Raw genomic sequence first — 26,875 nt, 5'->3', positions numbered from 1 at the left:
AAGGCTCTCAGATGAGGGCCTTTTTTTATTTGTCTGCGCTGACTCAAAGTACACACAAGCAACAGGTTTGAACATAAAGTGGCGTTGTTGATGGACTTGTTGTCCATAGACTGCATTGCCAAGGAGCACAGATCATGGAAAAACTATTTCCTCGCTTCTCCGAGCTATTTGCCCAGCTAGGTCTTTCCTCCACACCCGCGGATATCCAGAAATTTCTGACCCAGCACAGCCCACTTGCTTTCAACATCCGGTTGCAAGATGCTGCTTTTTGGACGCCCGCGCAAGCCAGCTTGCTGCAAGAGCTGCTGCAAGAAGATGCCAATTGGGCCGAGGTGGTGGACCAACTCAGTCTGGCTCTGCGCCCCGAGCCAGACGAACCAGAGCCTGGTTAATTGGCAGGCATCAGCTGTGCACGCACTTCGCCACCGGGATGGGCTTTGGTGTGCAGATTGACGTACCACTTGCCAGCCAAGACGTCTCGTGCCTGGTCGGCTGTCAGCGTGGCTGAGCCTTGAATCGGACTGTCCAGATTGCCTTTGAAGCCCAGCGCGACCCCTGCATTGGCACCCATCATGGCTGGGCCGTGAAAGTGGCCTGCCCCAACAGGTCCCGTCAAGCCGGAATAGGTGACACGCCATGTCAGCTCGTTGGTGGTTTTGTTCAACGCAGCGTCCAAGGTGCCACGTCCCATCGTGTTATTGGCCGGCACTTCATTGCCACCGATCAATTGGCTGTTGAATTTCACGATGTTGGGATCTCCGTACATGGAAGCACAGCTCGCGAGGAAGGTGATGCACAAGGACAGGAATCCCCAGGTAAAAATTCTTTTGATGGAGGTCATACGCTTTCTCCTGTGTGAGGTGGAAATGAAATGGGCGGGCCCAAGTTGAGACCCACCGTGTCCATGATGTGGACGACTCATCAATAAAGTCAAGGCTGACAGACTTGGAACTGCGTCATCACACCATGTGTTCAGGTTGGACCCAGCGGTCAAAATCTGCTGCCGAAACAGCCTTCAAAGCCAATGCTGCGTCACGCAAGCTGAGGTTTTCACGTTCCGCAAATTTGGCAATTTCAGCGGCGCGGTCATAGCCAATATGAGGTACCAGTGCCGTGACCAACATGAGCGAGCGTCCCAACAAGTCGGCAATATGCTCTCGTTGTGCTTCTAGGCCACGGATACAGTACTGCTCAAAGCTGTCCATGCCCGCGCTGAGCAAACGCACGCTTTGCAAAAAGTTGTGCGCCATGAGTGGTTTGTAGGCATTGAGCTCAAAATTACCCAGCGCACCGCCCAGACCTATGGTCACATCGTTGCCCATGACCTGACAGGCCACCATGGCCAAGGCTTCGCATTGGGTGGGGTTGACTTTGCCGGGCATGATGGAGCTTCCAGGCTCATTGGCAGGCAGGGTGAGTTCACCCAAGCCACAACGTGGCCCAGAAGCCAACCAACGGATGTCGTTGGCAATCTTCATCAAGGCCACAGCCAGCACTTTGAGGGCTCCATGAGCGCCCACCAATGCATCATGCGATGCTTGGGCCGCAAATTTATTGGACGCGCTGACCAAGGGCAAACCCGTCGAACGCGCCAACGCATCGGCGACACGCGCACCAAATTCAGGGTGTGTGTTCAAGCCCGTCCCGACGGCGGTGCCACCCACGGCGAGAGCGTACACATCGGGTAACACGGCCCGAAGCCCCGCGCCCGCTTGCACCAGTTGTGCCGCATAACCAGAAAACTCCTGGCCCAAGGTCAGGGGCGTGGCATCTTGCAAGTGCGTGCGACCGATCTTGACAATGTGTTCGAACGCCACCGACTTGGCCTGCAGGGTGTCTGTCAGCCGCAGCAACGCTGGCAGCAAAGCACCAGTGATCGCCAAGGCCGCTGAGACATGCATTGCTGTCGGAAATATGTCATTGGAGGACTGTCCTCGGTTGACGTCATCGTTGGGGTGAACACAGCGATGTGGCCCACGTGGCACGCCGAGCAATTCAGAAGCGCGGTTGGCGAGCACCTCGTTCATATTCATATGACTTTGTGTGCCAGAACCGGTCTGCCACACAGAGAGGGGGAACTCTTGCGCGTGAAGCCCCGACACAACCTCTTGTGCGGCCACCCCAATGGCATGGGCCTTGTCTTGTGGCAAGAGCTGGAGTTGCCCATTGACATAGGCACAAGCGGCCTTGATGCGGGCCAGGGCCAAAATGATTTCTGACGGCATTTTTTCAGACGAAATCTGAAAGTACATCAAAGACCGTTGGGTTTGTGCACCCCACAGCCTGTCTGCGGGCACCTCGATGGCACCCATAGAGTCGATCTCGGTGCGGGTGTCATGCATGGCGTGGCCCTCCTGCTGGATGCGATTCATTCTGCGCTTTCAGCGACAGACTGTCGATGTCGACACAGGCGCGAGGGCAACTTGGGCGGCGCCAAGGGAAACTCTTAAAATATGAGGTTTGCTGCCCGTCGCAGCCTTACTGCACAACCTTAGATGTCTCACAACACTCCACCCACCGCCTCAGAAGCCGCTCCCATTGACGAAAACCAATTGATCGCCGAGCGTCGTGAAAAGCTCAAGGCGATTCGTGAGCGTCAGGCCCAAGGCCACGGCGTGGCCTTCCCCAACGATTTCAAGCCCGCGCACCATGCCGCTACCTTGCACGAGTTGCATGGCGACAAGACCTCTGAGGTGTTGACCGAAGAAGGCCAATTCGCCAAGGTGGCAGGTCGCATGATGCTCAAGCGTGTGATGGGCAAGGCCAGCTTTGCCACGCTGCAAGACAGCACGGGACGCATTCAAATTTATGTCACCCGCGACGATGTGAATGAAGAGATTTACGCCGACTTCAAGCACTGGGACTTGGGTGACATCGTGGCCTGCGAAGGCAAGTTGTTCAAAACGCGCACCGGCGAGTTGTCGATCCACGCCAGTAGCATTCGCATGCTCACCAAGAGTTTGCGTCCCATGCCCGACAAGTTTCACGGCGTGCACGACCAAGAGATCAAGTACCGCCAGCGCTACGTCGATTTGATGACCGACGAGACAGCGCGCAAACGTTTTGTGGCGCGCAGCAAAGCGGTCAGTGGCATTCGCGAATTCATGGTGCAACACAACTTCTTGGAGGTTGAAACACCCATGCTGCACCCGATTCCAGGGGGTGCCAACGCCAAACCTTTTACCACGCACCACAACGCGTTGGACCAAGAAATGTTTTTGCGCATTGCGCCTGAGCTTTACCTCAAGCGCTTGATCGTGGGTGGCTTTGAACGCGTGTTTGAGATCAACCGCAACTTCCGCAACGAAGGCATCTCGGTACGCCACAACCCCGAGTTCACCATGATGGAGTTCTATGCGGCGTATTGGAATTACCAAGACCTGATGAGCTTTACCGAAGAGTTGGTGCGCGATGCCGCCATGAAGGCTGCCGGCACACTGCTGCTGACCTATGGTGGCAAGGCGGTGGATTTGAGCCAGCCGTTTGAGCGCTTGACCATTCCTGAAGCGATTCTGAAATACACCGATGCGGGCGACAACGTGGGCAACGCCGAATGGTTGATCGATGCGCTGAAGAAGCTAGGCTTCAAGGAAGACAAAGACAAGCTCAGCACGCGCAGCTTGGCCAGCCTTCAAGTGATGTACTTTGAAGAGACGGTGGAAGAAAAGCTCTGGCAACCGACCTTCATCTGCGAGCACCCGGTTGAAATTTCACCCTTGGCACGCGCCAGCGATGTGCGCCCCGAAGTGACCGAGCGCTTTGAGCTCTACATCACGGGCCGTGAGTTCGGCAACGGATTCAGCGAGTTGAACGATGCCGAAGACCAGGCCGCCCGCTTCCAAGCCCAAGTGACCGCCAAAGACAGCGGCGACGACGAAGCCATGTTCTTTGACCACGACTTTGTGCGTGCACTGGAATACGGCATGCCACCCACAGGCGGCTGCGGCATTGGCATTGACCGCTTGATGATGTTGCTCACCGACAGCCCGAGCATTCGCGATGTGATTTTGTTTCCGGCCTTGCGACGCGAAGCTTGAAATCTGCAAGCTGCATCATGAAAAAAAGCGGGGCCACGGCCTCGCTTTTTTTCATTCTGAATCGACCACTTATTGCGGCTGGAACCCGCTGTCTTTGATCATCTTGGCCCACACCTGGGTGTAAGCACGTTCACGTTGCGCCAACTGTTGCGCGCTCATGAAACCCACAGTCAAACCCATCTTGGTGAGGTGCTCGTTGACATCGGGCATGGCCAGCACTTTGGCAAGCGCTTGACCGAAGTGGTCGATGGTGGCCTTGGGTGTGCCAGCAGGCGCGAAGATGCCGTAGTAAGGCAGGTCTTCCAAACCACCTAAGCCAAGCTCGGTGAAGGTGGGCACATCGGGCAAAGACGCTTGGCGCTTGGCACCGAGCACCGCCACGATGCGAACTTTGCCGGCCTTGTGGTTCTCCATGAAGTCGGGCACCGAGCCCACACCGGCTGCAATTTGATTGCCCAACATGTCGGCCATCATGGGCGCGCTGCCACGGTAGGGGGCAGACACCAAGTCGAGTTTGTATTTTTCACCCACCACTTTGACCAAGAACTCTGGCGTCGATGCGGGCGCTGGAATTCCCACCGCACCTTTGCCGGCGCCTTGCGTTTTGACCCACGCCACATAGTCGTTGAACGACTTGGCAGGTGTGCCAGCCGACACCGCCAAGGCATTCACAAAGGTGGCAAAACCCGCCACAGGCACAAAGTCTTGCGCAGGGTCAAAGCCAGGGTTCTTCACCACCAAAGGCAAGATGGAGATGGTGTGGTCGTGCGACAAAAACAGCACTGTGCCATCGGCAGGCGAGGCTTTGAGCGCTTGGGCCGCCAGTTGTCCACCCGCACCGGGTTTGTTCTCGACCACCACGGCCACGCCCAACTCGTCTTTGAGTTTTTCCGCCAAGGTACGCGCCACTGCATCGGTGCCACCCCCGGGAGGAAAACCGACCATGAGCTTGATGGGCTTGGTGGCTTGTGCAGCCGCCAAGCCGCACGACACCGTAAGGACCAACGCCGCCAGAGGGCGCAAGATGTGGGAAATAACCGATCGACGTGACGCAAACATGTAAGAACTCCTCAGAAGCAATGACAGTGAGTGGGGTGTGAAGACAGTAAAAAATCAAATCAAACGATAGGCGGCTCTTCAGGCGTAGGACCATCCGGGCTTTGTGCGTGGTCAGGGTCTTGGCCGAACTCGCCTTCAGGCGAGTTTTTACGCGCTTCGCGGTCCTTGAGCTTTTCTTCTTTTTTCTTTTTCTTGGCCAATTCGCGTTGACGTTTTTCGTAGTTGTAGTTGGGGGTGGCCATGGTTATTTTTTCTCCAGAGGCGGTTTGCAGTCGAAACAAAAGAAGGCCAGTGTGCCTGCAAAGCGGCGTTGACTGCCCAGACGGCGCGGCTTGTGCACACCGCACTTCATGCAAGACATGGTTTCACCCACCTTGCCCATGCCAACAAAGGGCGAGCCATTTTCACGACTGGTGAAGCGTAGGCCGCTGTCATCGACTTGGTTTTTTCCATTTTTGGTCGCCATCTACTTCCTAGGGGTTAGGGAAAAACTGGCTGCGGTTCAAGGCAGCAAGTCCAGTGCCCGCACATAGGCGGGGTGGGTCATCAGCGCGTCCCAGGCTAGCGGCGAATGGGTAGGTAACAGGGCACGTCGGCGTTGTTCGCTGGCGTCGCTGGCTTGCCAGCGGTTTTTCAACAAACCTTCGGTCAATTCATCGAGCGCGGTGTCCAAGGCCCTGCCCTGGTCAGGCGCTTGCGCCAGACTTTGGTTACACAACAGTACCAGATCACATCCAGCGTTGAGGGCGGTCATGGCTGCATCGGCAAAGCTGACCTCGTGGCCTTGGATGTGGCGCGCGCCAGCCATCGACAAGTCGTCACTGAAGATGGCACCGTTGAAATGCAATTGACCGCGCAAGATGTCTTGCAACCAACGTGGCGAGAAGCCCGCTGGCAAGGCGTCCACCTTGGGGTAGATCACATGGGCCGGCATCACGCTGCTGAGAGTGGTGCTGAGCCAGCTGTAGGGCAAGGCGCAGTCGTTCAGCACCGCTTTGAGGCTGCGCTTGTCGACTGGGATATCCACATGCGAGTCGGCTTTGACAAACCCATGGCCTGGAAAATGTTTGCCGCAGTTGGCCATGCCTGCCAGCAACAGGCCATGCATCAGGCTTTTGGCCAAGGCAGTGACCACACGTGGGTCGCGATGGAAAGCGCGGTCGCCAATGACACCGCTCTCCCCGTGGTCAAGATCCAACACAGGGGTGAAGCTGAAGTCGACCCCACAGGCGCGCAGTTCGCTGGCCAGCACGTAACCACAGGCGGTGGCGGCGTCCATGGCGGCGAGGGCCCCACTGCCCGGCTGACCTTTGGCGTCTTGCATCCACCGCTCGCCCAAAGCCCGCATGGGCGGGATGTGGGTGAAGCCGTCGCTGCGAAAGCGTTGCACGCGCCCGCCTTCGTGGTCCACGCAAATGAGCAAGTCTTGCCGCACGGCCTTGATGTCGGCACACAAGGCGGTGAGCTGAGAGCGGCTGTGCCAGTTGCGACCAAACAAGATGATGCCGCCTGTGAGCGGATGCGCCAGTCGCTGACGATCTACCGCTGTGAGCTCGGTACCTGCGATGTCAAGAATGAGAGGGGCGTGGTGGGACATGAACAACTTATTCTTTTTCAACAATGACGAAGCTGGTGGCGTAGTCGGACTCGTCGCTCACACTGACCTGGGCTTTAAGGCCACGGGCGTCACACCATTCTTTGAGCACACCATGGAGCACGATCACCGGTTGGCCACTGGGCAATTTGGCGACTTCGCACAAACGCCAGGTCATGGGCATGCGCATGCCCAAACCGATGGCTTTGCTGAAGGCCTCTTTGGCTGAGAAGCGGGTGGCCACGTAGCGCACACCGCGCTCTGGCCACCGATGACTGCGGCTGCGCCAAGTGGCCAACTCGTTGTCACTCAATACTTTTTGCGCAAACCGCTCACCGTGCTTTTCCAAAGACGTGCGAATGCGCCGGATGTCACAAATATCGGTGCCAATGCCGTAGATCATGCGGGCATGCACGCGAGGTAGGCGCGCACAGTCTCGGTGTAGCCCATCTCCAGGGCATCGGCGATCAAAGCATGACCAATGGAGACCTCCAGTACGCCGGGCACGGCGCGTAAGAAGGTGCCCAGGTTGTCGCGGTTCAAGTCATGCCCAGCGTTGACGCTCAAGCCCACGGCCAAGGCCGCTTGCGCGGTCGCTTCAAAAGCGGCCAAGACGGCCGCTTGGCTGGGGGTGCCAAAGGCACTGGCATAGGTTTCGGTGTACAGCTCCACCCGGTCGGCCCCCACCGCTTTGGCTGCGGCCATGGCCTCAGGCACGGGGTCCATGAACAGGCTCACGCGCGCGCCCCAGGCTTTGGCTTGGGCGATCAAAGGTTTCAAACGCTCAGTGTCTTGCGGAAAATTCCAACCATGGTCGCTGGTGAATTGACCTTCGCTGTCGGGCACAAAGGTCACCTGATGGGGACGAACCTGCTGCACAAAGTCCATCAGGTTGTGAAACGGATTGCCCTCGATGTTGAACTCGCGATCCGGCCAGGCCTTGAGCAGTTGAGCCAAGGCATGCACATCATCGGCTCGAATGTGTCGCGCATCGGGACGCGGATGAACGGTGATGCCCGCAGCACCCGCTTGCAAGCACAAGGTGGCCGCACGGGTGACACTGGGAATGCCCAGGTGGCGCGTGTTGCGCACCAAGGCCACTTTGTTGAGGTTGACCGACAAGGCGGTACGGGTGTGGGACTGGGACATGAATCAGAAACCTTGAAGGTCCACCATCATCTGCCGGGTGCGCAGGGTGTGGACCCCACAATGGTAGTGCAGCAAGGCGCGCAGTTGGCCTTGCAAAGCGTTGCGTTGGTCGGCGGGCAGCTCGGCACACACGCGCAAGGTGGCGCTCATGGGGCTGTCAGCGTCTAGGCTGGCATCGAGTTGCTGCCACACCGAGCCCACCAAGCCCACGCGGTCTTGTGGGCTGTGGCTGCGCAAGCCCCCTTCAGCGACCAGGCTGTAGGCCGCGTGGTCTTGCAGAGGGGCCAAGGTGAGGGTTTGGGCGTTGAGTTGGGGCAGCAAACCAATGTCGCGCAACAGCAGCAACTCAAAGGCACGCAAGGCCGGCGCCATGGTGCCTTCGTGGCCAGAGGCCAAGACCTGCACCACTTGGGCATACAAATCGAACAGGCGGGGATGGGGGTCGTCACGCGCCAGCAAGCGCAACAGCAACTCGTTGAGGTAGTAGCCCGACAGCAAAGACTCGCCCTGAGGCATGATGTGCCCGCCTACCCATTCAGCGCCTTTGAGGGTGCGAATTTCAGCATCGCCGGTGTAGGTGATGTGCAGGGGTTGCAAAGGCAGCAACACCGGGCGGAAATTGGAGGTGGGACGCTTAGCGCCCTTGGCCACCAATGCCACCCGTCCATGGTGACGGGTGAAGGTTTCGAGAATCAAACTGGACTCACTCCAGTCGTAGCGGTGCAAGACGAACGCAGGTTCCTCTTGAATGCGAGTGATGCCACGCGCGTAGGTGGAGGTGCTGGACTTACTCGTAGCCAAAGCTGCGCACCCGCGCTTCGTCGTCGGCCCAGCCAGAGCGCACTTTGACCCACAATTCCAAGAACACTTTGGCGTCAAAGAGTCTTTCCAACTCGGTACGGGCCTCGGTGCCCATGCGCTTGAGGCGCTCGCCTTTGTCACCAATGACCATGGCTTTGTGGCCATCACGCTCGACCACGATGGTGGCGGCAATGCGAACCATGCGTTTGACACCTTTGGTCTTGCCGGGCTCTTCCTCGAACTTGTCAATGATCACGGTCGAGGTGTAGGGCAACTCGTCACCGGTCAGACGAAACAGTTTTTCGCGCACCATCTCGGCGGCCATGAATTTTTCGCTGCGGTCGGTCAATTCGTCAGCGGCGTACATCCAGCCTTGTTGGGGCAAGTACTTTTCACAAATACCTAGCAAGCGCTCCACGTCTTTGGCGTTCTTGGCCGACATGGGCACAAACTCGGCAAAGGGGTGGCGGGTTTGCATCTCCTGCAACCAAGGGGCCACATCGGCGCGGCTCTTGACCGAGTCGAGCTTGTTAGCCACCAAGAGTGTGGGAATGCCAGGTGCCAGCAGGGCCAGCACACGGGCGTCGGCGGGGGTGAAGCTACCCGCCTCGACCACCAACAGCACCAGGTCCACATCGCCCACCGCGCCTTGCACAGTTTTGTTGAGCGACTTGTTCAATGCATTGCCATGGATGGTTTGAAAACCCGGGGTATCGACAAACACGAACTGCGCAGCACCTTCGGTGCGCATGCCCGTGATGCGATGGCGCGTGGTTTGCGCCTTGCGCGAAGTGATGCTGATTTTTTGGCCCACCAAGGCGTTGAGCAAAGTGGACTTACCCACGTTGGGTTTGCCCACAATGGCAATCAAGCCGCAACGCTGCTCCGCCGGTGGCACAGCCACGGGACTGGCTACCACGCGGTTGCCTTTGCTGGCGGCCAACATGGCGTCAATGTCTTGCAGGCTTTGGCCTGTGGCGTCGTCTTTGGGGGCTTGGGCTGAAGTCATGTCGACTCCTTTAAAACTTGAAGCATGGCTGCTGCGGCGGCCTGCTCTCCTGCACGACGCGATGCGCCAATGCCACGCTCGCAGCGGGCCAGTTCTGGGATTTCGCACTCGACGTCAAAAGTCTGGCGGTGCGCAGCACCCAAAGTACCCACCACGCGATAGATGGGCAGCTTGAGTTTGCGCGCTTGCAACCATTCTTGCAATTCGGTTTTGGGGTCTTTGCCAACGGCTTGCATGTCGGGGTTGATTTCAACGGCCGAAAAGATGCGCTGCACCAGGGCGTGCGCAGCGTCATAGCCCGCGTCGAGGTAGACCGCACCGAGCACCGCCTCCAGCGCATCGGCCAAGATAGAGGCACGCTTTTGACCGCCAGAGCGCATCTCGCCCTCACCCAAGCGCAAGATGCCCGACAAGCCCAGCTCCACAGCCAAGTGGTGCAAGGTGTCTTGCTTGACCAGGTTGGCGCGCACCCGCGAGAGGTCGCCCTCTGGCAAGGTGCTCAGGCGCTGGTACAGCATATGGGCCACGCCCAGGTTGAGCACGGAGTCACCCAAAAACTCAAGGCGCTCGTTGTGGTCGGAGCTGAAGCTGCGGTGGGTCAGTGCCTGCACCAACAGTGCAGGGTTGCGAAAGCTGTACTGCAAGCGTTGTTGCAGGGTTTCAAGGATTTGTTGCTGAGTCAATGAGGCTTGGGCCATGGGGGTGCGTGAGGTCATTCAAAAGCGCCAATGCGCTTGAGATTGCCAAAATTCATCCACACAAAGAAGGCTTTGCCCACGATGTTTTTGTCAGGCACAAAGCCCCAGTAACGCGAGTCGAGCGAGTTGTCGCGGTTGTCGCCCATCATGAAGTAATGGCCTGGCGGTACTTTGCATGTCACGCCCTCGACGGTGTATTGGCAGTTCTCTTTGAACACAAAGTCATCGGCTCCTGGCACGAAGGCAGGACGATCTGCGTCATTGAGCAGGTTGTGGGTACGCAAGCCCGTCATTTCAGAGGGTTTCGAGCCGATGGGCAGCTTCTCTTCGAACTGCTTGATGTAGCGCATGCTGTCTTCTTCAAAGAAGTCGGCACGGGCGTCTTTCGAGATGGGCTGGCCGTTGATGGTGAGCTGCTTGTTCAGGTACGCCACTTCGTCGCCAGGAACACCTACCACGCGCTTGATGTAGTCGAGGCTTGGCTTGGGTGGGTAACGAAAGACCATGACATCGCCGCGCTGCACCGGATTGCCCTCTGTGACTTTGATGTTCAAAACCGGCAAGCGCACACCGTAGTGGAATTTGTTGACCAAGATCAGGTCGCCTACCCAGAGGGTCGGAATCATGGAGCCAGAAGGGATTTTGAAAGGTTCGAACAAGAACGAACGCAAGACAAAGACCACAGCAATGACAGGGAACAGCCCCGCCGTCCAATCGAGCCACCAAGGCTGCATGATGAGACGAACTTTGGCCTCAGACACGTCGACATCGGTTTGGGCAATGCCCAACTTGGTCAAATCAGCTCGGCGTTTGTCGGCCTCTTGCTCCAATGTGGCCGCAGCAGCTTCGCGTTGGGGCAAAAAGTAAAAGCGTTCAGCCAGCCAGTAAATGCCCGTGACCACGGTGGCCATGAACATCAGCAACGCAAAGTTGCCTTCAATCAGGCCGAGGTACCACGACCCGGCGTAGCTCACAAAGGCTGCGAGCACAAAAGCGGTCAAAGTTGCCATCAATCCTCCACTTGCAGGATGGCCAAGAAGGCCTCTTGCGGCACTTCAACGGAACCAATTTGTTTCATGCGTTTCTTACCTGCTTTTTGTTTCTCTAGGAGCTTACGCTTGCGACTAATGTCACCACCGTAGCATTTTGCCAGCACGTTTTTGCGCAGGGCCTTGATGGTTTCACGCGCAATGATGTTGGCACCGATGGCGGCTTGAATGGCCACGTCAAACATTTGACGACTGATGATCTCGCGCATCTTGGCCACCACGGCACGCCCGCGGTATTGCGCTTGGGTGCGGTGCACGATGATGGACAAGGCATCGACTTTTTCGCCATTGAGCAAGATGTCGACCTTCACCACATCGGACGTGCGGAACTCTTTGAATTCATAGTCCATCGACGCATAGCCACGACTGACCGATTTGAGCTTGTCAAAGAAGTCGAGCACGATTTCGCCCAGCGGCATGTCATAGGTGAGCATGACTTGGCGGCCGTGATAAGCCATGTTGAGCTGTACACCACGCTTTTGATTGGCCAAGGTCATGACAGCGCCCACATAGTCTTGCGGCATGTACAAATGCACGGTGACGATGGGTTCGCGAATTTCTTGCATCTTGCCCTGGTCGGGCATCTTGGCTGGGTTCTCGACCAAGACGACTTCGCCATCTGGTTTCACCACTTGGTAGACCACGCTAGGGGCTGTGGTGATGAGGTCTTGGTCGAACTCGCGTTCGAGTCGCTCTTGCACGATCTCCATGTGCAACAGACCCAAGAAGCCGCAACGAAAACCAAAACCCAGCGCTTGCGACACCTCGGGTTCGTAGTGCAAGGAGGAGTCATTGAGCTTGAGTTTTTCCAAGGCGTCGCGCAGGGCGTCGTATTGGTTGGCTTCGGTCGGGTAGAGCCCTGCAAACACTTGTGGCTGAATTTCTTTGAAACCGGGCAAAGCTTGTTCGGCAGGTCCTAAGTTGTTGGGCAGCTTCTTTTCCAGCGTGATGGTGTCGCCCACCTTGGCCGCTTGCAGCTCTTTGATGCCCGCGATGATGTAGCCCACCTGACCCGCTTCGAGTGACTCGCGTGACTCGTTGGCCGGCGTGAAGACACCCAGGTTATCCGCGTTATAGACAGCGTTGGTGGCCATCATCTTGAAGCGTTCTCCTTTGCCCAAGCGGCCATCAACCACACGCACCAGCATGACGACACCCACATAGGTATCAAACCAGCTGTCAACGATCATGGCGCGCAAGGGCGCATTGGGATTGCCTTTGGGTGGCGGAATCTTGGCCACCACGGCTTCGAGAATCTCTTCGATACCCATGCCTGTTTTAGCCGAGCAGGGAATGGCGTCGGTGGCGTCAATGCCAATGACGTCTTCGATTTCTGCTTTCGCGTTGTCGGGATCTGCCTGCGGCAAATCCATCTTGTTGAGCACTGGCACGACCTCCACACCGAGGTCCAGTGCGGTGTAGCAGTTGGCAACGGTTTGCGCTTCGACACCTTGACTGGCATCGACTACCAAGAGCGCGCCTTCGCATGCAGACAGTGAACGCGACACTTCGTAAGAGAAGTCAACGTGGCCCGGTGTATCAATCAGATTCAGGTTGTAGACCTGTCCATCTTTGGCCTTGTAGTGCAGCGCAGCCGTCTGCGCTTTGATGGTTATCCCACGCTCTTTCTCAATGTCCATCGAGTCAAGGACTTGCGCTTCCATGTCGCGCTCTTCTAATCCACCACAGCGCTGAATCAGGCGATCGGCTAGCGTAGATTTGCCGTGATCAATGTGGGCAATGATCGAGAAATTTCTGATGTGGTTCATCAAGGGGGACACTTAAGTGATTGAATTCAAAGGGTTGAAGGCATGAAAAAAGGGCGCGTCAGATGCTGACGCGCCCAGAACCAACAAGCAATGGCAACTGCGATAGTTGGGACTTCATTGTAGGCAAAAACCCGCAAACGTACAGCGACCTAGGCACTGCTGCACGCTCGTTGCAGGCTAACAACATCGACTTATTCACAACTTATCAACATTCTGGAGGCGGGGTTATTTGGACAACTTGTGGGTGATCTGTGGAGCACCTGTGGAGCGTATCTTCCAATCCCATATCGTGGATTTCATGGTTCGCGATATATCGCAAAAGCTCTTTCAGACCCTCGATTCTATACAAAAAGAGCTTGAACCCTCTTATTTAAGTTAGTAAGTGCAAACAAATAAGAGGGCCGAGAAGATTGAAAAATATTTTTCTTTCAACTCACACGCACCAAATCAGCCCCAAACCCGACTGAGTCTTAGGGGTTTAACGCTGTGGACGAATCACCGTGTACTGAGCCCAATCGCCACGACGAATCAAGAGACTGACAGGTTTGCTGCGGTCTAGCTTGGCCACCAAGCCCTCAAAGACCTGGACAGTCGGTGTTTCTGCGTTAGACAGCGCCAAAATCACGTCACCTTCTTGAATGCCAGCACGGGCAGCCAATTCAGCCACGGCATCGACACGCACACCACCACGCAGCTTGAGTTCTTTCTTCTGCGCATCGCTCAAATCGCTCACAGACAGCCCCAAAACTTTTGCAGCCAAGGAAGAAGAGCTCGGCTTCTCCGCTGGTGCAGCAGCTTTTTTGGTAGGTTTTTCAGCTTCAACTTCACCCACCGTGACGGGTATGTCGCGGGTCGTGCCACGACGCAAAATTTGCAACATGCTGCGAGTGCCGGGTTTGGTGTTGCCCACTATGCGTGGCAAGTCTGAGGATTTTTCAATCGCCTTGCCATCGAAGCGCAAGATGATGTCGCCAGCCTCGAGACCCGCTTTTTCAGCAGGAGAGCCTTGCTCCACACCTCGCACCAATGCACCTTGGGCTTTACTCAGCCCCAAAGATTCGGCGACTTCTTTGCTCACTTGATCAATCTGGATCCCCAAACGACCGCGCTGCACCCTACCCGTCGCACGCAGTTGCTCGCTCACGCGAATCGCTTCATCGATAGGAATCGCAAAAGAAATTCCCATGAAGCCCCCGGAGCGGGAATAGATTTGGCTATTGATACCCACCACCTCACCTCGCATATTGATGAGGGGCCCGCCTGAGTTACCTGGATTGATGGCGACGTCGGTTTGAATAAACGGTAAATAGTCTCCGGTGTCACGCTGCTTGGCACTGACAATGCCTGCGGTCACCGTATTTTCCAATCCAAAGGGCGAACCGATGGCCATGACCCACTCGCCAACTTTGAGTCGACTCACATCCCCCACCTTTACGCTAGGCAAGCCACTGGCTTCGATTTTGACCACAGCCACATCGCTGCGCTTGTCAGCACCTACGATGCGGGCTTTGTACTCGCGTTTGTCAGGCAAGGTCACTACCACTTGATCTGCACCGTCGACCACATGGGCGTTGGTCATGATGAAGCCGTCGCTCGACAAGATAAACCCGGAACCCACGCCTCGCGGCTGCTCTTCGTCAGGTTGCTGGGGTTTATTCGGGCGCTGCTGGCGCGGCGAATTAGGGCTTGGCATAGGCACGCCAAAAAAGCGACGGAAAAACTCTTGCATTTCTTCGTCTTGCGGACTGTTTTGAGTCTCACGCACGGAAGCTTTTTCTAGGGTCCGAATGTTCACCACGGATGGCCCGACTTGCTCCACCAAATCCGTGAAGTCAGGCAGGGTACGCACAGATTGCGCGAATGCGGGTTCGGTGACACCAAGCCCTAAACCAGCCACAGACAAGCTGCTGATCATCAGGGCAATCGACAGGTAGCGTTTCAAAGCCATAAGAGCTCTCTTTCAGGACAAATAGGCACGGTCATACACAGCGCGTCGCAGATCTTGCCAGCGTGTGGGCTGAGTTGAGCGATTCAGCCACAGCCAACGGGTGACAACATTGTGTGGTTTAGATAAGGGTTGCCAGCGCAAAAGCAAGATGTGTTGAAAATCCATACAGACATGAGGCTGCCCCAACTGGTCAGAACCATGTTTCGAATTTTCTTCATGTAAAAGCCACACGTCCCCGTTCCAATACAAAGTCGCCAATGGGAGTTGCAGAACACGCCGACCCCAAAGCGCTGCACCAAGAACGCAACTCAAACCCACAAACAACCACACACTTCGAGGCTGTACTATGGCCCATGCGAACCATACGCCGCATGTCGCAATCATGAAAGCTATGTAAAGCCAACGCTCAAAAGCACAACGCCCCACCGGATAAGCAACCGATGGGGCGTTGTACATAGCAGTCGACTCAAACGCGCTTGAAAACCAATGCGCCGTTGGTACCACCAAATCCAAAGTTATTTTTCAGGGCTACATCGATTTTCATATCGCGCGCCACATTGGCGCAGTAGTCCAGATCACACTCGGGATCTTGGTTAAATATGTTGATCGTCGGGGGACTCTTTTGGTGGTGAATGGCCAAGACAGTGAAGACACTCTCAATGCCGCCAGCACCACCCAACAGATGGCCGGTCATAGATTTGGTGGAATTAACCACCACTTTTTTGGCGTGATCGCCCAAAGCTGCCTTGATGGCATTGGTTTCGTTGATGTCACCCAGCGGTGTCGACGTACCGTGTGCATTCAAATAATGAATCTGGTCCGCATTGACACCTGCATTACGCATGGCATTGAGCATGGCTCGCCTTGGACCGTCCATGTTTGGCGCTGTCATGTGGCCCGCATCTGCGCTCATGCCGTAACCAGACAACTCAGCGTAAATCTTGGCACCACGGGCTTTGGCATGCTCATACTCTTCGAGTACCACAACGCCAGCGCCCTCTCCCAATACAAAACCATCGCGATCTCGATCCCATGGGCGCGATGCGGTAGTGGGGTCGTCATTACGGGTCGACAACGCGCGCATGGCGGCAAAACCACCCACGCCCAGGGGCGACACGGTGCATTCAGAGCCACCAGCAATCATCACATCCGCATCACCATATTCGATGATCCGGCCAGCCTCACCAATGCTATGCAAGCCAGTAGTGCAGGCAGTGACCACGGCCAAGTTCGGGCCTTTGAAGCCAAAACGCATGGACACGTGGCCTGAAATCATGTTGATGATGGATGCTGGCACAAAGAAAGGCGAAATGCGTCGTGGGCCTTTGGCCAACAACTCACTGTGCATATCTTCAATCAGTGGCAAGCCACCAATGCCAGAACCAATCAGTACACCGACACGGGTGGACTCTTCCTCGCCTTGGGCTTCGCCCGTAGCAAGGCCAGAGTCATTCACCGCTTGAATGGCAGCCGCCACACCATAGTGGATGAACCGATCCATGGCTCGCGCTTCTTTGGGCGAGATGTATTGATCCAAATCTAAATCTTTGACCTCACCTGCAATGTGGCAGTTGAGGTTAGAGGCATCAAAACGTGTGATGGTGCCAATGCCGGATTTACCAGCCAAAAGATTGGCCCAGGCGTCAGCCACCGTGTTTCCCACGGGGCTGATACATCCCAGACCGGTCACGACGACGCGACGACGGCTCATGCGGAGGTTCCTATGAATTAGGCTTTTTTGTGCGTCAACGCGTAATCAATCGCGTTTTGCACAGTGGTGATTTTTTCGGCATCTTCGTCTGGAATTTCAATACCAAACTCGTCTTCCAATGCCATCACCAATTCCACGGTGTCCAAGGAGTCGGCACCCAAATCAGCCACAAAGGCTTTTTCACTGGTGACTTGTGACTCTTCCACGCCAAGTTGTTCGGCAATGATTTTTTTGACACGTGCTTCGATATCGCTCATGGGGTCCCTCAGAGGGTTGTGAATAAGTCCGCAATTTTAACCGGGCGGACACACCGTTTTGAATCAGTCGGTTCGAGCCAGCTCAAACCATGAACATGCCACCGTTGACATGCAGTTCTTGCCCAGTCACATAAGAAGCGTTGGCACTGGCCAAATACGCCACAGCATGAGCCACGTCAGATGGTTTGCCCAAGTGTCCCAAGGGAATTTGGGACAACAAGGCTTTTTGTTGTTCTGCTGGCAGTGCAGCAGTCATATCGGTTTCAATAAAGCCTGGCGCCACACAGTTGACCGTGATGTTACGACTACCCAGCTCGCGAGCCAGAGCACGCGTCATACCTGCTACCCCCGCTTTGGCGGCGGCGTAGTTGGCTTGACCAGGATTGCCAGAAGCACCCACCACACTGGTGATGTTGATGATGCGACCATAGCGCTGTTTCATCATCGGGCGAATCACGGCACGTGACAGGCGAAATACAGCTTTGAGGTTGGTGTCGAGCACCGCATCCCAATCGTCATCCTTAAGACGCATCGCCAACATGTCGCGTGTAATCCCCGCGTTATTGACGAGCACGTGCAAAGCACCGTGTTCTTTGGTGATGTCATCGACCAGCGCTTCGATCGCTGCCGCATCGTTGACGTTCAGGTTCGTCCCCTTGCAACCTGGATAAGTTGACAGGGTTTGACTGATTTTGGCTGCACCTTCATCCGTTGTGGCTGTGCCTACAACTGAAAACCCTTGTTGCGCCAACAGTTGGGCGATGGCTGCGCCAATTCCACGCGACGCCCCCGTCACCAAAGCCACTTGAGGGGTCATTTGTTGTTCACTCATATTTCAATACTCAGGCCAAGGTCGTTTTGACGTCTGCAAGAGACGCGGGATCAAGTAAAGGCATGCCAACCAATTCAGCATCAATCCGCTTGATCATGCCTGCTAGCACTTTGCCTGGTCCGCACTCTACCAAGGTGGACACCCCACGCGCTTTGATGGCTGCGACACATTCGACCCAACGCACGGGGCCAAACGCTTGGCGATACAAAGCATCGCGAATACGATCCGCATCGCTCTCTACCTGGACATCAATGTTGTTGACCACGGGAATTTGAGGCGCCGCAAAACTTGTTGCAGCCAATTTTTCTTTCAATCGCTCTGCTGCGGGCTTCATCAAACTGGAATGGAAAGGTGCGGAAACTGGCAACAGCAAGGCACGTTTCGCGCCATTGGCCTTAAGAACTTCACAGGCTTTCTCTACAGCAGCTTTGCTGCCTGCAATCACCGTTTGACCTGGATCATTGAAGTTCACAGCTTCCACGACTTCAGCAGAACCAGCACCAGCACCAGCACCAAAAGTAGCTTGGGCCTCAGCGCAACCGGCAATAACTTTGGCAGCATCCAAACCCAAGATGGCCGCCATGGCACCTGTGCCCACAGGTACGGCATCTTGCATAGCCTGTGCCCGAAAGCGCACCAAAGGCGCAGCTTGTGCAAGAGTCAATACGCCAGAGGCCACAAGTGCCGAATACTCGCCCAATGAATGACCCGCGACCACAGAAGGGGCCTCGCCGCCTTCGGCCAACCACACGCGGTAAGCGGCTACAGCAGCGACCAGCATGACGGGTTGGGTATTGGTGGTCAAAGCCAACGCCTCTTTGGGGCCTTCGTGAATCAACTTCGCCACGTCTTCGCTCATGGCATCGGAGGCTTCAGCCAGTGCTTCCAAGACCACTGGGTGATCGCCCCAGGCGTCCAGCATTCCTACCGACTGAGAGCCTTGCCCCGGAAAAATAAATGCAAATGATTTCATAAATGAATGATTGCTTTGATGTCTCCAAGAAATGGAGACTTACAACTTCAAGAGCACGGCACCCCAAGTAAACCCGCCACCCACGCCTTCAAGCATGAGTGTTTGCCCAGGCTTGACTTGGCCACTGCGCACAGCCTCGTCCAAAGCCAAAGGAATGGATGCCGCCGACGTGTTCCCATGGTTGTGGACTGTCAGCACGACCTTGTCCATTGGGAGTTTGAGTTTTTTGGCTGTGCTTTGAATGATTCGAATGTTGGCTTGATGAGGAATCAGCCAGTCGATGTCACTGTCTTGCAAACCTGCCTTGTTCAAAGCAGCCCTAGCAGCGCCTTCCAACAAGCCAACTGCCAATTTGAAAACTGCTTGACCATCCATTTTGAGGACCGGATCGCCCAAAACTTCACCACCTCGCACATGGCCAGGAACACACAAGATGCCTGCATGTTTGCCATCGGCATGGATGTCTGTTGCCAAGATACCGGGCTGATCGGAAGCTTCTAACACCACTGCACCCGCACCATCGCCAAACAACACACACGTGGTGCGATCTTTGAAGTCGAGGATGCGCGAAAAAACCTCCGCACCAACAACCAAAGCACGTGTTGCGGAACCGGCACGAATCATGGCGTCCGCCACGGTCAAGGCGTAAATAAAACCACTGCACACCGCTTGCACATCAAAGGCTGGCGCGCCAGCAATACCAGCGGCAGCCTCATCAATTTGTGCCAACTTGTGTTGCAACAGGCATGCCGTAGACGGAAAGACCATGTCCGGAGTGGACGTCGCCACAATGATCAAATCAATCTCTTGAGGACGCCGCCCAGCTGCGGCCAAAGCATTTTTTGCAGCCTCAAAAGCCAAATCACTGCTACTGACATCTGGAGCGGCAAAGTGGCGAGCATGAATACCTGTGCGCTCCACAATCCAGTCGTCTGAAGTTTCGACGCCTTGGGAGGCCAATTCCGCGACCAAATCTGCATTGGTCAACCGACGAGGGGGGAGAAAACTTCCGGTGCCGGTAATTCGGGAAAAACGGGTCATCAATGAGGTGGGTCAGACGGTCACTTCTGTCGATTGCGCCATAGCCAACAAAGGAGCGGCATGGGCAATGCGAGAGCGTACGCGTTCGAGCAAGTTATGGTGGGCTGCATCATACGCCCGGTTCAATGCTGTCTCGAAGGCCACCTCATCGGCTGAGCCATGACTCTTGAAAACGATGCCATTGAGGCCCAAAAGAGCCGCGCCGTTGTAGCGTCGATGATCCACCTTATCCTTAAAATCAGATAAAACCGGATAAGCAAAAAACGCTGCAATTTTCGTGAAGATATTGCGCGTAAAAGAGTTTTTTAAGGTATCGCTGATCTTGAATGCCAAACCTTCGCTGGCTTTCAAGGCCACATTACCAACAAAACCGTCGCACACAATCAAATCCACCGTACCTTGGTAAATATCATTACCCTCAACATTACCGAAAAAATTCAAATCACCGGATTTGGCAGCAGTTCGAAGCAAATCACCAGTTTTTTTGATGATTTCATTCCCTTTAATCGCTTCTTCACCAATATTCAAAAGACCCACAGAAGGGCTCTCAATCTCATCCAACACAGATACCAAGGCTGAACCCATGACAGCAAACTGGAGCAAGTGGTCAGGCGTGCAATCGACATTGGCCCCCAAATCGAGCATGGTGGTGCCGCCACCTTTGAAATTGGGCATGCGCCCAGCAATTGCGGGCCTATCAATACCATCAATGGTTTTGAGCACATAACGCGCGATCGCCATCAAAGCCCCCGTGTTGCCAGCTGAAACAACCGCTTGGGCAGCACCGTGCTTGATTTGCTCAATGGCCACGCGCATTGAAGAGTCTTTTTTGCGCCGCATGGCAACCTCGACCGGATCGTCCATGGCCACAATTTCAGAAGCAGCAATGACCTCAGCGCGTGGATGAGCAAACGACGACAAAGCCTCCGGCAACCCGACCAACAACAAACGTGCATCAGGATGCGTCTCTAAAAATCGACGACATGCCGCGAGCGTGACACGTGGCCCGTGGTCGCCGCCCATGCAGTCAACAGACACAGTGATCATGTGAGCTCTCGTAGAAAAAACAAAAGCCCGAGGCGCTTACAGTGCCACGGGCCAGTGTGTGCCGAAATCAATCAGGCTTCTGATTTGCTTTTCAGCACTTTGCGACCACGGTAGAAACCGGTGGGGCTGATGTGGTGACGCAGGTGGGTTTCGCCAGTGGTTGGCTCAACAGCGGTACCTGGCACATTCAAAGCATTGTGCGAGCGGTGCATGCCGCGCTTGGAAGGAGATTTTTTGTTTTGCTGGACAGCCATGATTGGCTCCTGGACGTAAAAGTGGGTTGATCATTGGGCCACAAACCAACCTAAGCCAGTGTGACACGAAGCCCACGATTATAGACCAAGTCGCTGATTTCTTAGTTTTTGCGTATTTTCAATCCACGCAAAGCCGCAAAGGGGTGCGGTTTTTCTTCCAAAACATCGGCAGCAGACGCATCAGAAGTTGGCGCATGCTCACTTTCACAGGTCTCATGCATCGGCACAATCGGCATCGCCATCAAGAGCTCGTCCTCAATCAAAGCCAGTACATCAAAGTCTCGACTGAGCACCAGCAAATCCTCGTCAGACTCATCGTCTTCAGCCAAGGCGGTGGCCTCGTCTGCCACGAATCGAAAATCTTGGTCAATGTTCAAAGCAAGGTCGACCTTACCCAAGCAACGCTGACAGATCAGAGGAACGGACGCTGTCGCACTCACATGCAACCAAACTGATTCAGTCCCCGCAGAAGCGGGCTGCATGGATCCCTGCACCGACCACACAACCTCACCCCGAACATCCCCCACACAGTCCTGGGACAAACGCTCAAATTGGCTAAGCGGTGTCTGCCCGGTCAAATGTGTCTGTGCTTTGGCAAAAGCTTTGACGTCAATATGTGGCGCATTCGATTGATTTTCCATTCGGGCAGTGTAAGAGAATTGCACCATGTCTACCTTATCTCGCCCCTTGATTCTGGGTTCTACCTCTCGCTATCGGCACGAACTGCTGAGCCGTTTACAACTTCCTTTTGAAGTGGTCTCACCTCATGTCGATGAAACGCCATTACCCCACGAAGCCCCTCAAGCGTTGGCATGTCGTTTGGCTTTGGCCAAAGCGCAGGCCGTGGCAACGCTGCACCCCGAAGCGGTCGTGATCGGCTCAGACCAAGTCGCCGATTTGGCAGGTGAACCACTCGGTAAACCTGGAACTCACGAGCGTGCAACACAACAATTGCAACGCATGCGTGGTCAAACCGTGGTCTTTCAAACGGCCGTGGCCGTGGTATGCCTGTCCACGGGCTTTGAGCAGTGTGCGCTGGCATCGGTAGAGGTGAAATTTCGAGACTTGAGCGATGCAGAAATAGAGGCTTATTTGCTGGCAGAGCAGCCTTATGACTGCGCAGGCAGCGCCAAAAGTGAAGGACTGGGAATCAGCTTGCTCGACGCCATTCACAACGACGATCCAACGGCCTTGGTTGGATTGCCACTGATTCGAACCTGCCGTATGCTGCGTGCTGCGGGCATACAACTGCTATGACCCCCCAAGCAAACCTTGGCACCTTGTACCTGGTGCCCACCCCCCTGGACTTTGGCTGCGATATCCAGTCCCCCATCACTGACGTTTTGCCACAAGAAACATTGCTTGTGGCAAGCCGTGTAGCTCACTGGATCACAGAAAACGCGAAAAGTACCCGTGCTTTTTTGAAACGTGTCGACGGTTTGCTGCCGCTGGCTCTGCCTGTCCAGCAAGTCAGCATCACCGAGCTGCCGCGTGAAGTCCACAAAAAGGGCGATCATGCGGGGCAGTTCGATGCCAAGCCTTTGTTGAAAGCGGCTTTGGCTGGACACGACATGGCACTGGTCAGCGAAGCAGGCATGCCTGCTGTGGCCGATCCGGGCTCATCGGTCGTACGTGCCGCCCATGAATTGGGGCTGCGTGTCGTACCTTTGGTGGGGCCTGTGTCACTGTTGCTGGCACTGGCAGCGAGCGGACTGAACGGACAAAACTTTGCTTTTGTCGGTTATCTGCCTCAAGACGGGAGCGCACGCACCCAACGCCTGCGCGAGCTGGAAACCCTGGCCCTCAAAACAGGCCAAACCCAACTCTTCATCGAGACCCCTTACCGCAACCAAGCCCTCTGGGACGCATTGCTGCGGGGCCTGCAAAGCAGCACACGCCTGGCACGCGCCAGTGGCTTGACGCTGGCCAGCATGGATGTGAGCTGCCGCAGCGTGCAAACCTGGCGCAACCAGCCTGTAGGTGTCTCGAACCAACCCACAGTGTTTGCCATCGGCAAATGACAAAGGCTCCCTCAGGAGCCTTTGTCATGCAGTCAGCACCGCTTCAGCGCAAGGGCTGCTGACGTTGCAGCGCATGCACCGCACCCTCGCCGATCGCCGCGCCAAACCGCTTAGCCAAACGCTCGGCCACGTTGTCGTGACGGGTGTAGTCGATGATGTCTTCGGCTTTGACAATCTCACGGGCCACAAAGTCCAAGTTACCCAAGCCGTCGGCCAAACCTAAGTCAACCGCTTGTTGGCCACTCCAAAACAATCCGCTGAACAACTCGGGGGTTTCCTTCAAACGCTTACCACGGCCTTCGCGCACCACCTGAATGAACTGCTGGTGAATTTGATCCAACAGCGTTTGGGCGTGGGCGCGCTGAGGTTTGGTTTGGGGACTGAAGGGATCCAAAAATCCTTTGTTCTCACCGGCTGTCATCAAGCGACGCTCCACACCCAGTTTGTCCATCAAACCGGTGAAACCAAAACCATCCATCAGCACACCAATGCTGCCCACAATGCTGGCCTTGTCGACATAAATTTCATCCGCTGCCACCGCGATGTAATAAGCCGCCGAGGCACACGACTCTTCCACCACGGCATACACGGGCTTGTTGTGTTTTTTCTTCAAACGACGAATTTCGTCGTTGATGATGCCGGCCTGCACAGGACTGCCACCCGGCGAATTGACCAGCAACACCACAGCTTGCGAACCCTCGTCTTCAAAGGCAGTGCGCAGCGCGGTCACGATCCACTCTGCACTCGCATCTGCGCCATCGGCAATTTCACCCTTGATCTCCACCACCGCGGTATGCGGCTGGCTGGGGTTCGCCCCCCCCATGCCACCTTTGTGCAGACCCGTCCAAAACAAGGCCACCGCCAACAACAGCCAGGCAAACCGAAAAAAGATACGCCAGCGGCGCGTAGCACGTTGCTCTGCCAAGGTAGCAAAGGCCAAACGCTCCAACGCATCGCGCTCCCACGTCACCTTAGGTTCGGATAGATCGGGATTGGCATCAGACAAATAGGGGTCAGACATGACAGTTTCTTTGCGAAAAATAAATCAAAAAATCAAAACAAAAATTCAAAAGGCTTCAGGTTGTAGGCAGTATGCCAGTGCACCACACCGTCCATTTCCGTGAGGTTAATTTTTACCAAACCACCTCGACACGGGCCGCCAGCGCATTCACCCGTGTCGGGAGCATACGCAGCACCGTGTGTTGCACACAACAACCATTGGCCTGTATCGTCAAACAAACGGTTGGGTTGAAAGTCCATCTCCATCGCCACATGACTGCAACGGTTGAGGTAAGCATGGGCACGCCCTTGAAAACGGACGGCAAAAGCACGGCACGTTTGCCCGGCATACACCACATCGAAGGGTACGGCGAGTCCCCCTTCGACCAAATCAGCGCTTTGACAAAGCGCCAGTTGTACTGGAATGTGCGACTCAGGCATGGGTCAACAACCAATCGTGCAAAGCCCCCACCGAATGCGCCACATAGCGCGGCTTCAAAGGCTCAAACTGATCGTGCGCATGGGCGCCGTAACTCACGCCCACACTGGCACAGCCTGCGTTGAGCGCCATCTGCAAATCATGGGTGGTGTCCCCAATCATCAAAGTCTGTTCCGGCTCAACACCGAACTCACGCATCAACTCATGCAGCATGCGAGGGTGCGGCTTGCCCGCTGTTTCATCCGCAGTACGCGACCCATCAAAGACGCCTTTCAACTCAGAGGAATGCAAAGCCTCATTCAAGCCTCGGCGGCTTTTACCCGTGGCCACCGTCAACCAGTGGTGCCGTGCACGCAACGCATCTAACATGGGTAAGACGCCGTCAAATAACGCAATGTCATCTTTGTGTTGCACGTAATGATGGCGGTAACGCTCGTTGAGCAAGGGGTACTTTGCCTCAGGCACATCAGGCGCGGCATGGGCCAGTGCTGGCATCAAGGCCATGCCAATCACATAAGACGCGGCCTCGTCGCTTGGTTTTGCCCCACCCACATCGACCACGGCCAATTGGATACACCGCGTGATGATTTGGGTGGAGTCAAACAACGTGCCATCCCAATCGAAGGCAATCAAATCAAACTGGCGGGGTCGCAAGGTCATGGCCTCAATGGTCTTGGGTTTTGGATTGAATCGGCGGCTGAATCGAATCGACAAAATTTTGTAACTCAGCCGGCAAGGGGGCTTGCAAGGTAATCGGGCGCCCGCTTTGCGGATGCTGGAACTTGAGTTGCCAGGCATGTAAAAACATGCGTTTTAGCCCTAGCTTTTGCAGCTGTTTGTTTTGCTCAAAGTCACCGTATTTGTCGTCACCTGCAATCGGGTGACCTTGACTGGCCAAGTGCACGCGAATTTGGTGGGTGCGTCCGGTCTTGATGGTCACTTCCAACAAGCTGTAAGGGCCCACCGTGCGTACCACGCGCACCAACGTGATGGAGCGCATGCCGTTCGGGTCATCCTTGCCCACCACCTTGACGCGACGCTCTCCCTCGCCATCCCCTTTTTCCACAATGTATTTGTGCAGCGGTGAATCAATGACTTTTTTATTAGAAGGCCACAGCCCAAGCACCAACGCCAAATACGTCTTACCCGTCTCGCGATCACGAAATTGGTCCTGCAAGTGTTTGAGTGCGCTGCGCTTTTTGGCCACCAGCAGCACCCCCGAGGTTTCGCGGTCCAGCCGGTGCACCAATTCCAAATTCAAGCTGGCCGGCCTTGCCCGACGCAACTGCTCAATCACACCAAAACTCACCCCACTGCCGCCGTGCACGGCCACACCGGCCGGCTTGTCGATGGCGATCAAAGATTCGTCCTCCATCAACACCGGGAACTCGCGTGCCGGCGCCGGACTGTCAGCCTTGGCGGCCACTTGAGCCGAAATACGCACAGGGGGTACGCGAATCAAATCGCCCGCGACCACCCGCTGGTCCGCCGTGGCACGGCCTTTGTTCACTCGCACTTCACCCGAACGAATGATCCGGTAAACGTGCGTTTTGGGGACACCCTTGAGGTGACGCAGTAAAAAGTTGTCCAGGCGCTGACCTGCCGAGTCTTCGTCAACAGCGAGGGTTTTCACCGAGGGGGCGTTGGCAGCAGTGGCTGCCTCTATAATGTTCTTCACCAGCGTTTTGTTCTAAGTGCTTGATTTAACTGAGATTAGAGCACGGACCAACAAACGCGGTGAGGTCGATGCCCCTTTTGTGCCTGCGATGCAGACCCAGTACCCAAGAGACTGGATGGCCCGCACCCCAAGAGATGAGCCGATGCTCAGAAAACACTGAAACGGAATACCCCAAGTTGCTGAAGCTCAGAAAGGCTTCAACAACGGATCACAGCGAGAAGCAAACCCCATGGTTTTGGTAATGATGATGTTGGAACTCTGTGCGCAATGGCTTTGGCCTTTGCAAATGCGCAGCTTTGCCCACATTGCCACCAACCCCAGGTCACGCCCTGCTCCACGTGCAACAGCCATACACATGACGCACGCACAGCCCGGCACACGACTCGCCCCCATCCACGCGCCCACACACCGTCGCCCGCGCTAAAGCGCGAATAGCAGCGGTTTCAGCGGCAATTCCCTTCGTTTTCTGACGTTCGTTCCGGCATCGTTGGCCCGTCATGGGCCTGTGAT

At 55.6% G+C, this 26,875-nt stretch carries 31 protein-coding genes; 5 read left to right on the top strand and 26 right to left on the bottom strand.

What is annotated here, in order from left to right; all coding sequences use genetic code 11:
- The first annotated feature begins 134 nt into the window (after positions 1–134).
- Positions 135–392: a DUF2789 family protein gene (locus B9Z41_RS07750; protein WP_100146465.1), complete on the top strand. Its 258-nt coding sequence runs from the start codon at positions 135–137 to the stop codon at positions 390–392.
- Here the strand turns inward: B9Z41_RS07750 and B9Z41_RS07745 are convergent.
- On the bottom strand, positions 389–841 hold the full coding sequence (locus B9Z41_RS07745) for a CHRD domain-containing protein (RefSeq protein ID WP_100146464.1): 453 nt from the start codon (positions 839–841) through the stop codon (positions 389–391). The genes B9Z41_RS07750 and B9Z41_RS07745 overlap by 4 nt on opposite strands.
- Before the next feature lie 118 nt (positions 842–959).
- Complete coding sequence (gene fumC, locus B9Z41_RS07740) at positions 960–2,342, bottom strand: class II fumarate hydratase (RefSeq protein WP_100146504.1); 1,383 nt, start codon at positions 2,340–2,342, stop codon at positions 960–962.
- 153 nt (positions 2,343–2,495) lie between these two features.
- Between fumC and lysS the strand changes: the two genes are divergently transcribed.
- The gene (gene lysS, locus B9Z41_RS07735) at positions 2,496–4,037 is read left to right on the top strand and encodes a lysine--tRNA ligase (RefSeq protein ID WP_100146463.1); all 1,542 of its coding nucleotides are present in this window, start codon (positions 2,496–2,498) and stop codon (positions 4,035–4,037) included.
- Positions 4,038–4,106: 69 nt separating this feature from the next.
- Here lysS and B9Z41_RS07730 read toward each other — a convergent pair whose 3' ends face one another.
- From B9Z41_RS07730 to B9Z41_RS07635, 20 genes are all read right to left on the bottom strand, one after another.
- Positions 4,107–5,096 (bottom strand): Bug family tripartite tricarboxylate transporter substrate binding protein, encoded by a 990-nt coding sequence (locus B9Z41_RS07730; RefSeq protein WP_100146462.1) that lies wholly within the window; start codon positions 5,094–5,096, stop codon positions 4,107–4,109.
- A gap of 59 nt (positions 5,097–5,155) precedes the next feature.
- Positions 5,156–5,338, bottom strand: a complete 183-nt coding sequence (locus tag B9Z41_RS07725; RefSeq protein ID WP_100146461.1) for a hypothetical protein — start codon at positions 5,336–5,338, stop codon at positions 5,156–5,158.
- A 2-nt stretch (positions 5,339–5,340) separates the two neighbouring features.
- Entirely contained in the window at positions 5,341–5,562 is a 222-nt protein-coding gene (locus B9Z41_RS07720; protein ID WP_100146460.1) for a hypothetical protein, read from the bottom strand.
- A 36-nt stretch (positions 5,563–5,598) separates the two neighbouring features.
- The gene (gene nagZ, locus B9Z41_RS07715; RefSeq protein ID WP_100146503.1) at positions 5,599–6,693 is read right to left on the bottom strand and encodes a beta-N-acetylhexosaminidase; all 1,095 of its coding nucleotides are present in this window, start codon (positions 6,691–6,693) and stop codon (positions 5,599–5,601) included.
- Between the two features lie 7 nt (positions 6,694–6,700).
- Positions 6,701–7,093 carry a holo-ACP synthase gene (gene acpS / locus B9Z41_RS07710; RefSeq protein ID WP_100146459.1) on the bottom strand — a complete coding sequence of 131 codons (393 nt, stop codon included), beginning with the start codon at positions 7,091–7,093 and terminating at the stop codon, positions 6,701–6,703.
- The gene (locus B9Z41_RS07705; RefSeq protein WP_100146458.1) at positions 7,090–7,839 is read right to left on the bottom strand and encodes a pyridoxine 5'-phosphate synthase; all 750 of its coding nucleotides are present in this window, start codon (positions 7,837–7,839) and stop codon (positions 7,090–7,092) included. The genes acpS and B9Z41_RS07705 overlap by 4 nt, the downstream gene beginning before the upstream one ends.
- 3 nt (positions 7,840–7,842) lie before the next feature.
- Positions 7,843–8,598 carry a DNA repair protein RecO gene (recO, locus tag B9Z41_RS07700; protein WP_100146502.1) on the bottom strand — a complete coding sequence of 252 codons (756 nt, stop codon included), beginning with the start codon at positions 8,596–8,598 and terminating at the stop codon, positions 7,843–7,845.
- Between the two features lie 28 nt (positions 8,599–8,626).
- Entirely contained in the window at positions 8,627–9,649 is a 1,023-nt protein-coding gene (gene era / locus B9Z41_RS07695; protein ID WP_100146457.1) for a GTPase Era, read from the bottom strand.
- A complete protein-coding gene (gene rnc, locus B9Z41_RS07690; RefSeq protein WP_233202584.1) occupies positions 9,646–10,365 on the bottom strand; it encodes a ribonuclease III in 720 nt (239 codons plus the stop codon). The genes era and rnc overlap by 4 nt, the downstream gene beginning before the upstream one ends.
- Positions 10,362–11,357: a signal peptidase I gene (lepB, locus tag B9Z41_RS07685; RefSeq protein ID WP_100146456.1), complete on the bottom strand. Its 996-nt coding sequence runs from the start codon at positions 11,355–11,357 to the stop codon at positions 10,362–10,364. Before lepB ends, rnc begins: the two co-directional genes overlap by 4 nt.
- Positions 11,357–13,165: a translation elongation factor 4 gene (gene lepA / locus B9Z41_RS07680; protein WP_100146455.1), complete on the bottom strand. Its 1,809-nt coding sequence runs from the start codon at positions 13,163–13,165 to the stop codon at positions 11,357–11,359. Before lepA ends, lepB begins: the two co-directional genes overlap by 1 nt.
- Before the next feature lie 478 nt (positions 13,166–13,643).
- Positions 13,644–15,080 carry a DegQ family serine endoprotease gene (locus B9Z41_RS07675; RefSeq protein ID WP_233202586.1) on the bottom strand — a complete coding sequence of 479 codons (1,437 nt, stop codon included), beginning with the start codon at positions 15,078–15,080 and terminating at the stop codon, positions 13,644–13,646.
- Positions 15,081–15,579: 499 nt separating this feature from the next.
- Positions 15,580–16,824 (bottom strand): beta-ketoacyl-ACP synthase II, encoded by a 1,245-nt coding sequence (fabF, locus tag B9Z41_RS07670; protein ID WP_100146453.1) that lies wholly within the window; start codon positions 16,822–16,824, stop codon positions 15,580–15,582.
- 17 nt (positions 16,825–16,841) lie between these two features.
- The gene (acpP, locus tag B9Z41_RS07665) at positions 16,842–17,081 is read right to left on the bottom strand and encodes an acyl carrier protein (RefSeq protein ID WP_100146452.1); all 240 of its coding nucleotides are present in this window, start codon (positions 17,079–17,081) and stop codon (positions 16,842–16,844) included.
- Between the two features lie 82 nt (positions 17,082–17,163).
- Entirely contained in the window at positions 17,164–17,913 is a 750-nt protein-coding gene (gene fabG, locus B9Z41_RS07660; protein WP_100146451.1) for a 3-oxoacyl-ACP reductase FabG, read from the bottom strand.
- Between the two features lie 10 nt (positions 17,914–17,923).
- The gene (fabD, locus tag B9Z41_RS07655; RefSeq protein ID WP_100146450.1) at positions 17,924–18,886 is read right to left on the bottom strand and encodes an ACP S-malonyltransferase; all 963 of its coding nucleotides are present in this window, start codon (positions 18,884–18,886) and stop codon (positions 17,924–17,926) included.
- Positions 18,887–18,925: 39 nt separating this feature from the next.
- Positions 18,926–19,927: a beta-ketoacyl-ACP synthase III gene (locus tag B9Z41_RS07650; protein ID WP_100146449.1), complete on the bottom strand. Its 1,002-nt coding sequence runs from the start codon at positions 19,925–19,927 to the stop codon at positions 18,926–18,928.
- 12 nt (positions 19,928–19,939) lie between these two features.
- Positions 19,940–20,974, bottom strand: a complete 1,035-nt coding sequence (gene plsX, locus B9Z41_RS07645; protein WP_100146448.1) for a phosphate acyltransferase PlsX — start codon at positions 20,972–20,974, stop codon at positions 19,940–19,942.
- 71 nt (positions 20,975–21,045) lie between these two features.
- The gene (gene rpmF / locus B9Z41_RS07640; RefSeq protein WP_100146447.1) at positions 21,046–21,228 is read right to left on the bottom strand and encodes a 50S ribosomal protein L32; all 183 of its coding nucleotides are present in this window, start codon (positions 21,226–21,228) and stop codon (positions 21,046–21,048) included.
- A gap of 101 nt (positions 21,229–21,329) precedes the next feature.
- Positions 21,330–21,869: a DUF177 domain-containing protein gene (locus B9Z41_RS07635; protein WP_100146446.1), complete on the bottom strand. Its 540-nt coding sequence runs from the start codon at positions 21,867–21,869 to the stop codon at positions 21,330–21,332.
- A gap of 25 nt (positions 21,870–21,894) precedes the next feature.
- Between B9Z41_RS07635 and B9Z41_RS07630 the strand changes: the two genes are divergently transcribed.
- Both B9Z41_RS07630 and B9Z41_RS07625 read left to right on the top strand, forming a co-directional pair.
- The gene (locus tag B9Z41_RS07630; protein ID WP_100146445.1) at positions 21,895–22,485 is read left to right on the top strand and encodes a Maf family nucleotide pyrophosphatase; all 591 of its coding nucleotides are present in this window, start codon (positions 21,895–21,897) and stop codon (positions 22,483–22,485) included.
- Positions 22,482–23,249: an SAM-dependent methyltransferase gene (locus B9Z41_RS07625; protein WP_100146444.1), complete on the top strand. Its 768-nt coding sequence runs from the start codon at positions 22,482–22,484 to the stop codon at positions 23,247–23,249. Before B9Z41_RS07630 ends, B9Z41_RS07625 begins: the two co-directional genes overlap by 4 nt.
- A gap of 43 nt (positions 23,250–23,292) precedes the next feature.
- On the opposite strand, the gene B9Z41_RS07620 is transcribed toward B9Z41_RS07625, so the two are convergent.
- Genes B9Z41_RS07620 through B9Z41_RS07605 form a run of 4 tightly spaced genes read right to left on the bottom strand, consistent with a single transcriptional unit; the run spans position 23,293 to position 26,365 of the window.
- Positions 23,293–24,270 carry a S49 family peptidase gene (locus B9Z41_RS07620; protein WP_100146443.1) on the bottom strand — a complete coding sequence of 326 codons (978 nt, stop codon included), beginning with the start codon at positions 24,268–24,270 and terminating at the stop codon, positions 23,293–23,295.
- A gap of 32 nt (positions 24,271–24,302) precedes the next feature.
- On the bottom strand, positions 24,303–24,689 hold the full coding sequence (locus tag B9Z41_RS07615) for a Rieske 2Fe-2S domain-containing protein (protein WP_100146442.1): 387 nt from the start codon (positions 24,687–24,689) through the stop codon (positions 24,303–24,305).
- The gene (locus tag B9Z41_RS07610) at positions 24,682–25,347 is read right to left on the bottom strand and encodes an HAD family hydrolase (protein ID WP_100146441.1); all 666 of its coding nucleotides are present in this window, start codon (positions 25,345–25,347) and stop codon (positions 24,682–24,684) included. The genes B9Z41_RS07615 and B9Z41_RS07610 overlap by 8 nt, the downstream gene beginning before the upstream one ends.
- A gap of 4 nt (positions 25,348–25,351) precedes the next feature.
- Entirely contained in the window at positions 25,352–26,365 is a 1,014-nt protein-coding gene (locus B9Z41_RS07605; protein WP_199172954.1) for an RluA family pseudouridine synthase, read from the bottom strand.
- A 229-nt stretch (positions 26,366–26,594) separates the two neighbouring features.
- Here B9Z41_RS07605 and B9Z41_RS16935 point away from each other — a divergent pair, with 229 nt between their 5' ends.
- Positions 26,595–26,789: a hypothetical protein gene (locus B9Z41_RS16935; RefSeq protein WP_143474165.1), complete on the top strand. Its 195-nt coding sequence runs from the start codon at positions 26,595–26,597 to the stop codon at positions 26,787–26,789.
- Positions 26,790–26,875 lie beyond the last annotated feature (86 nt).

This window comes from Limnohabitans sp. JirII-31 (assembly GCF_002778315.1).
Classification (GTDB): domain Bacteria; phylum Pseudomonadota; class Gammaproteobacteria; order Burkholderiales; family Burkholderiaceae_C; genus Limnohabitans.
Note: the sequence above shows the minus strand (reverse complement) of the source record. Positions and strands in the feature narration are given on the sequence as shown.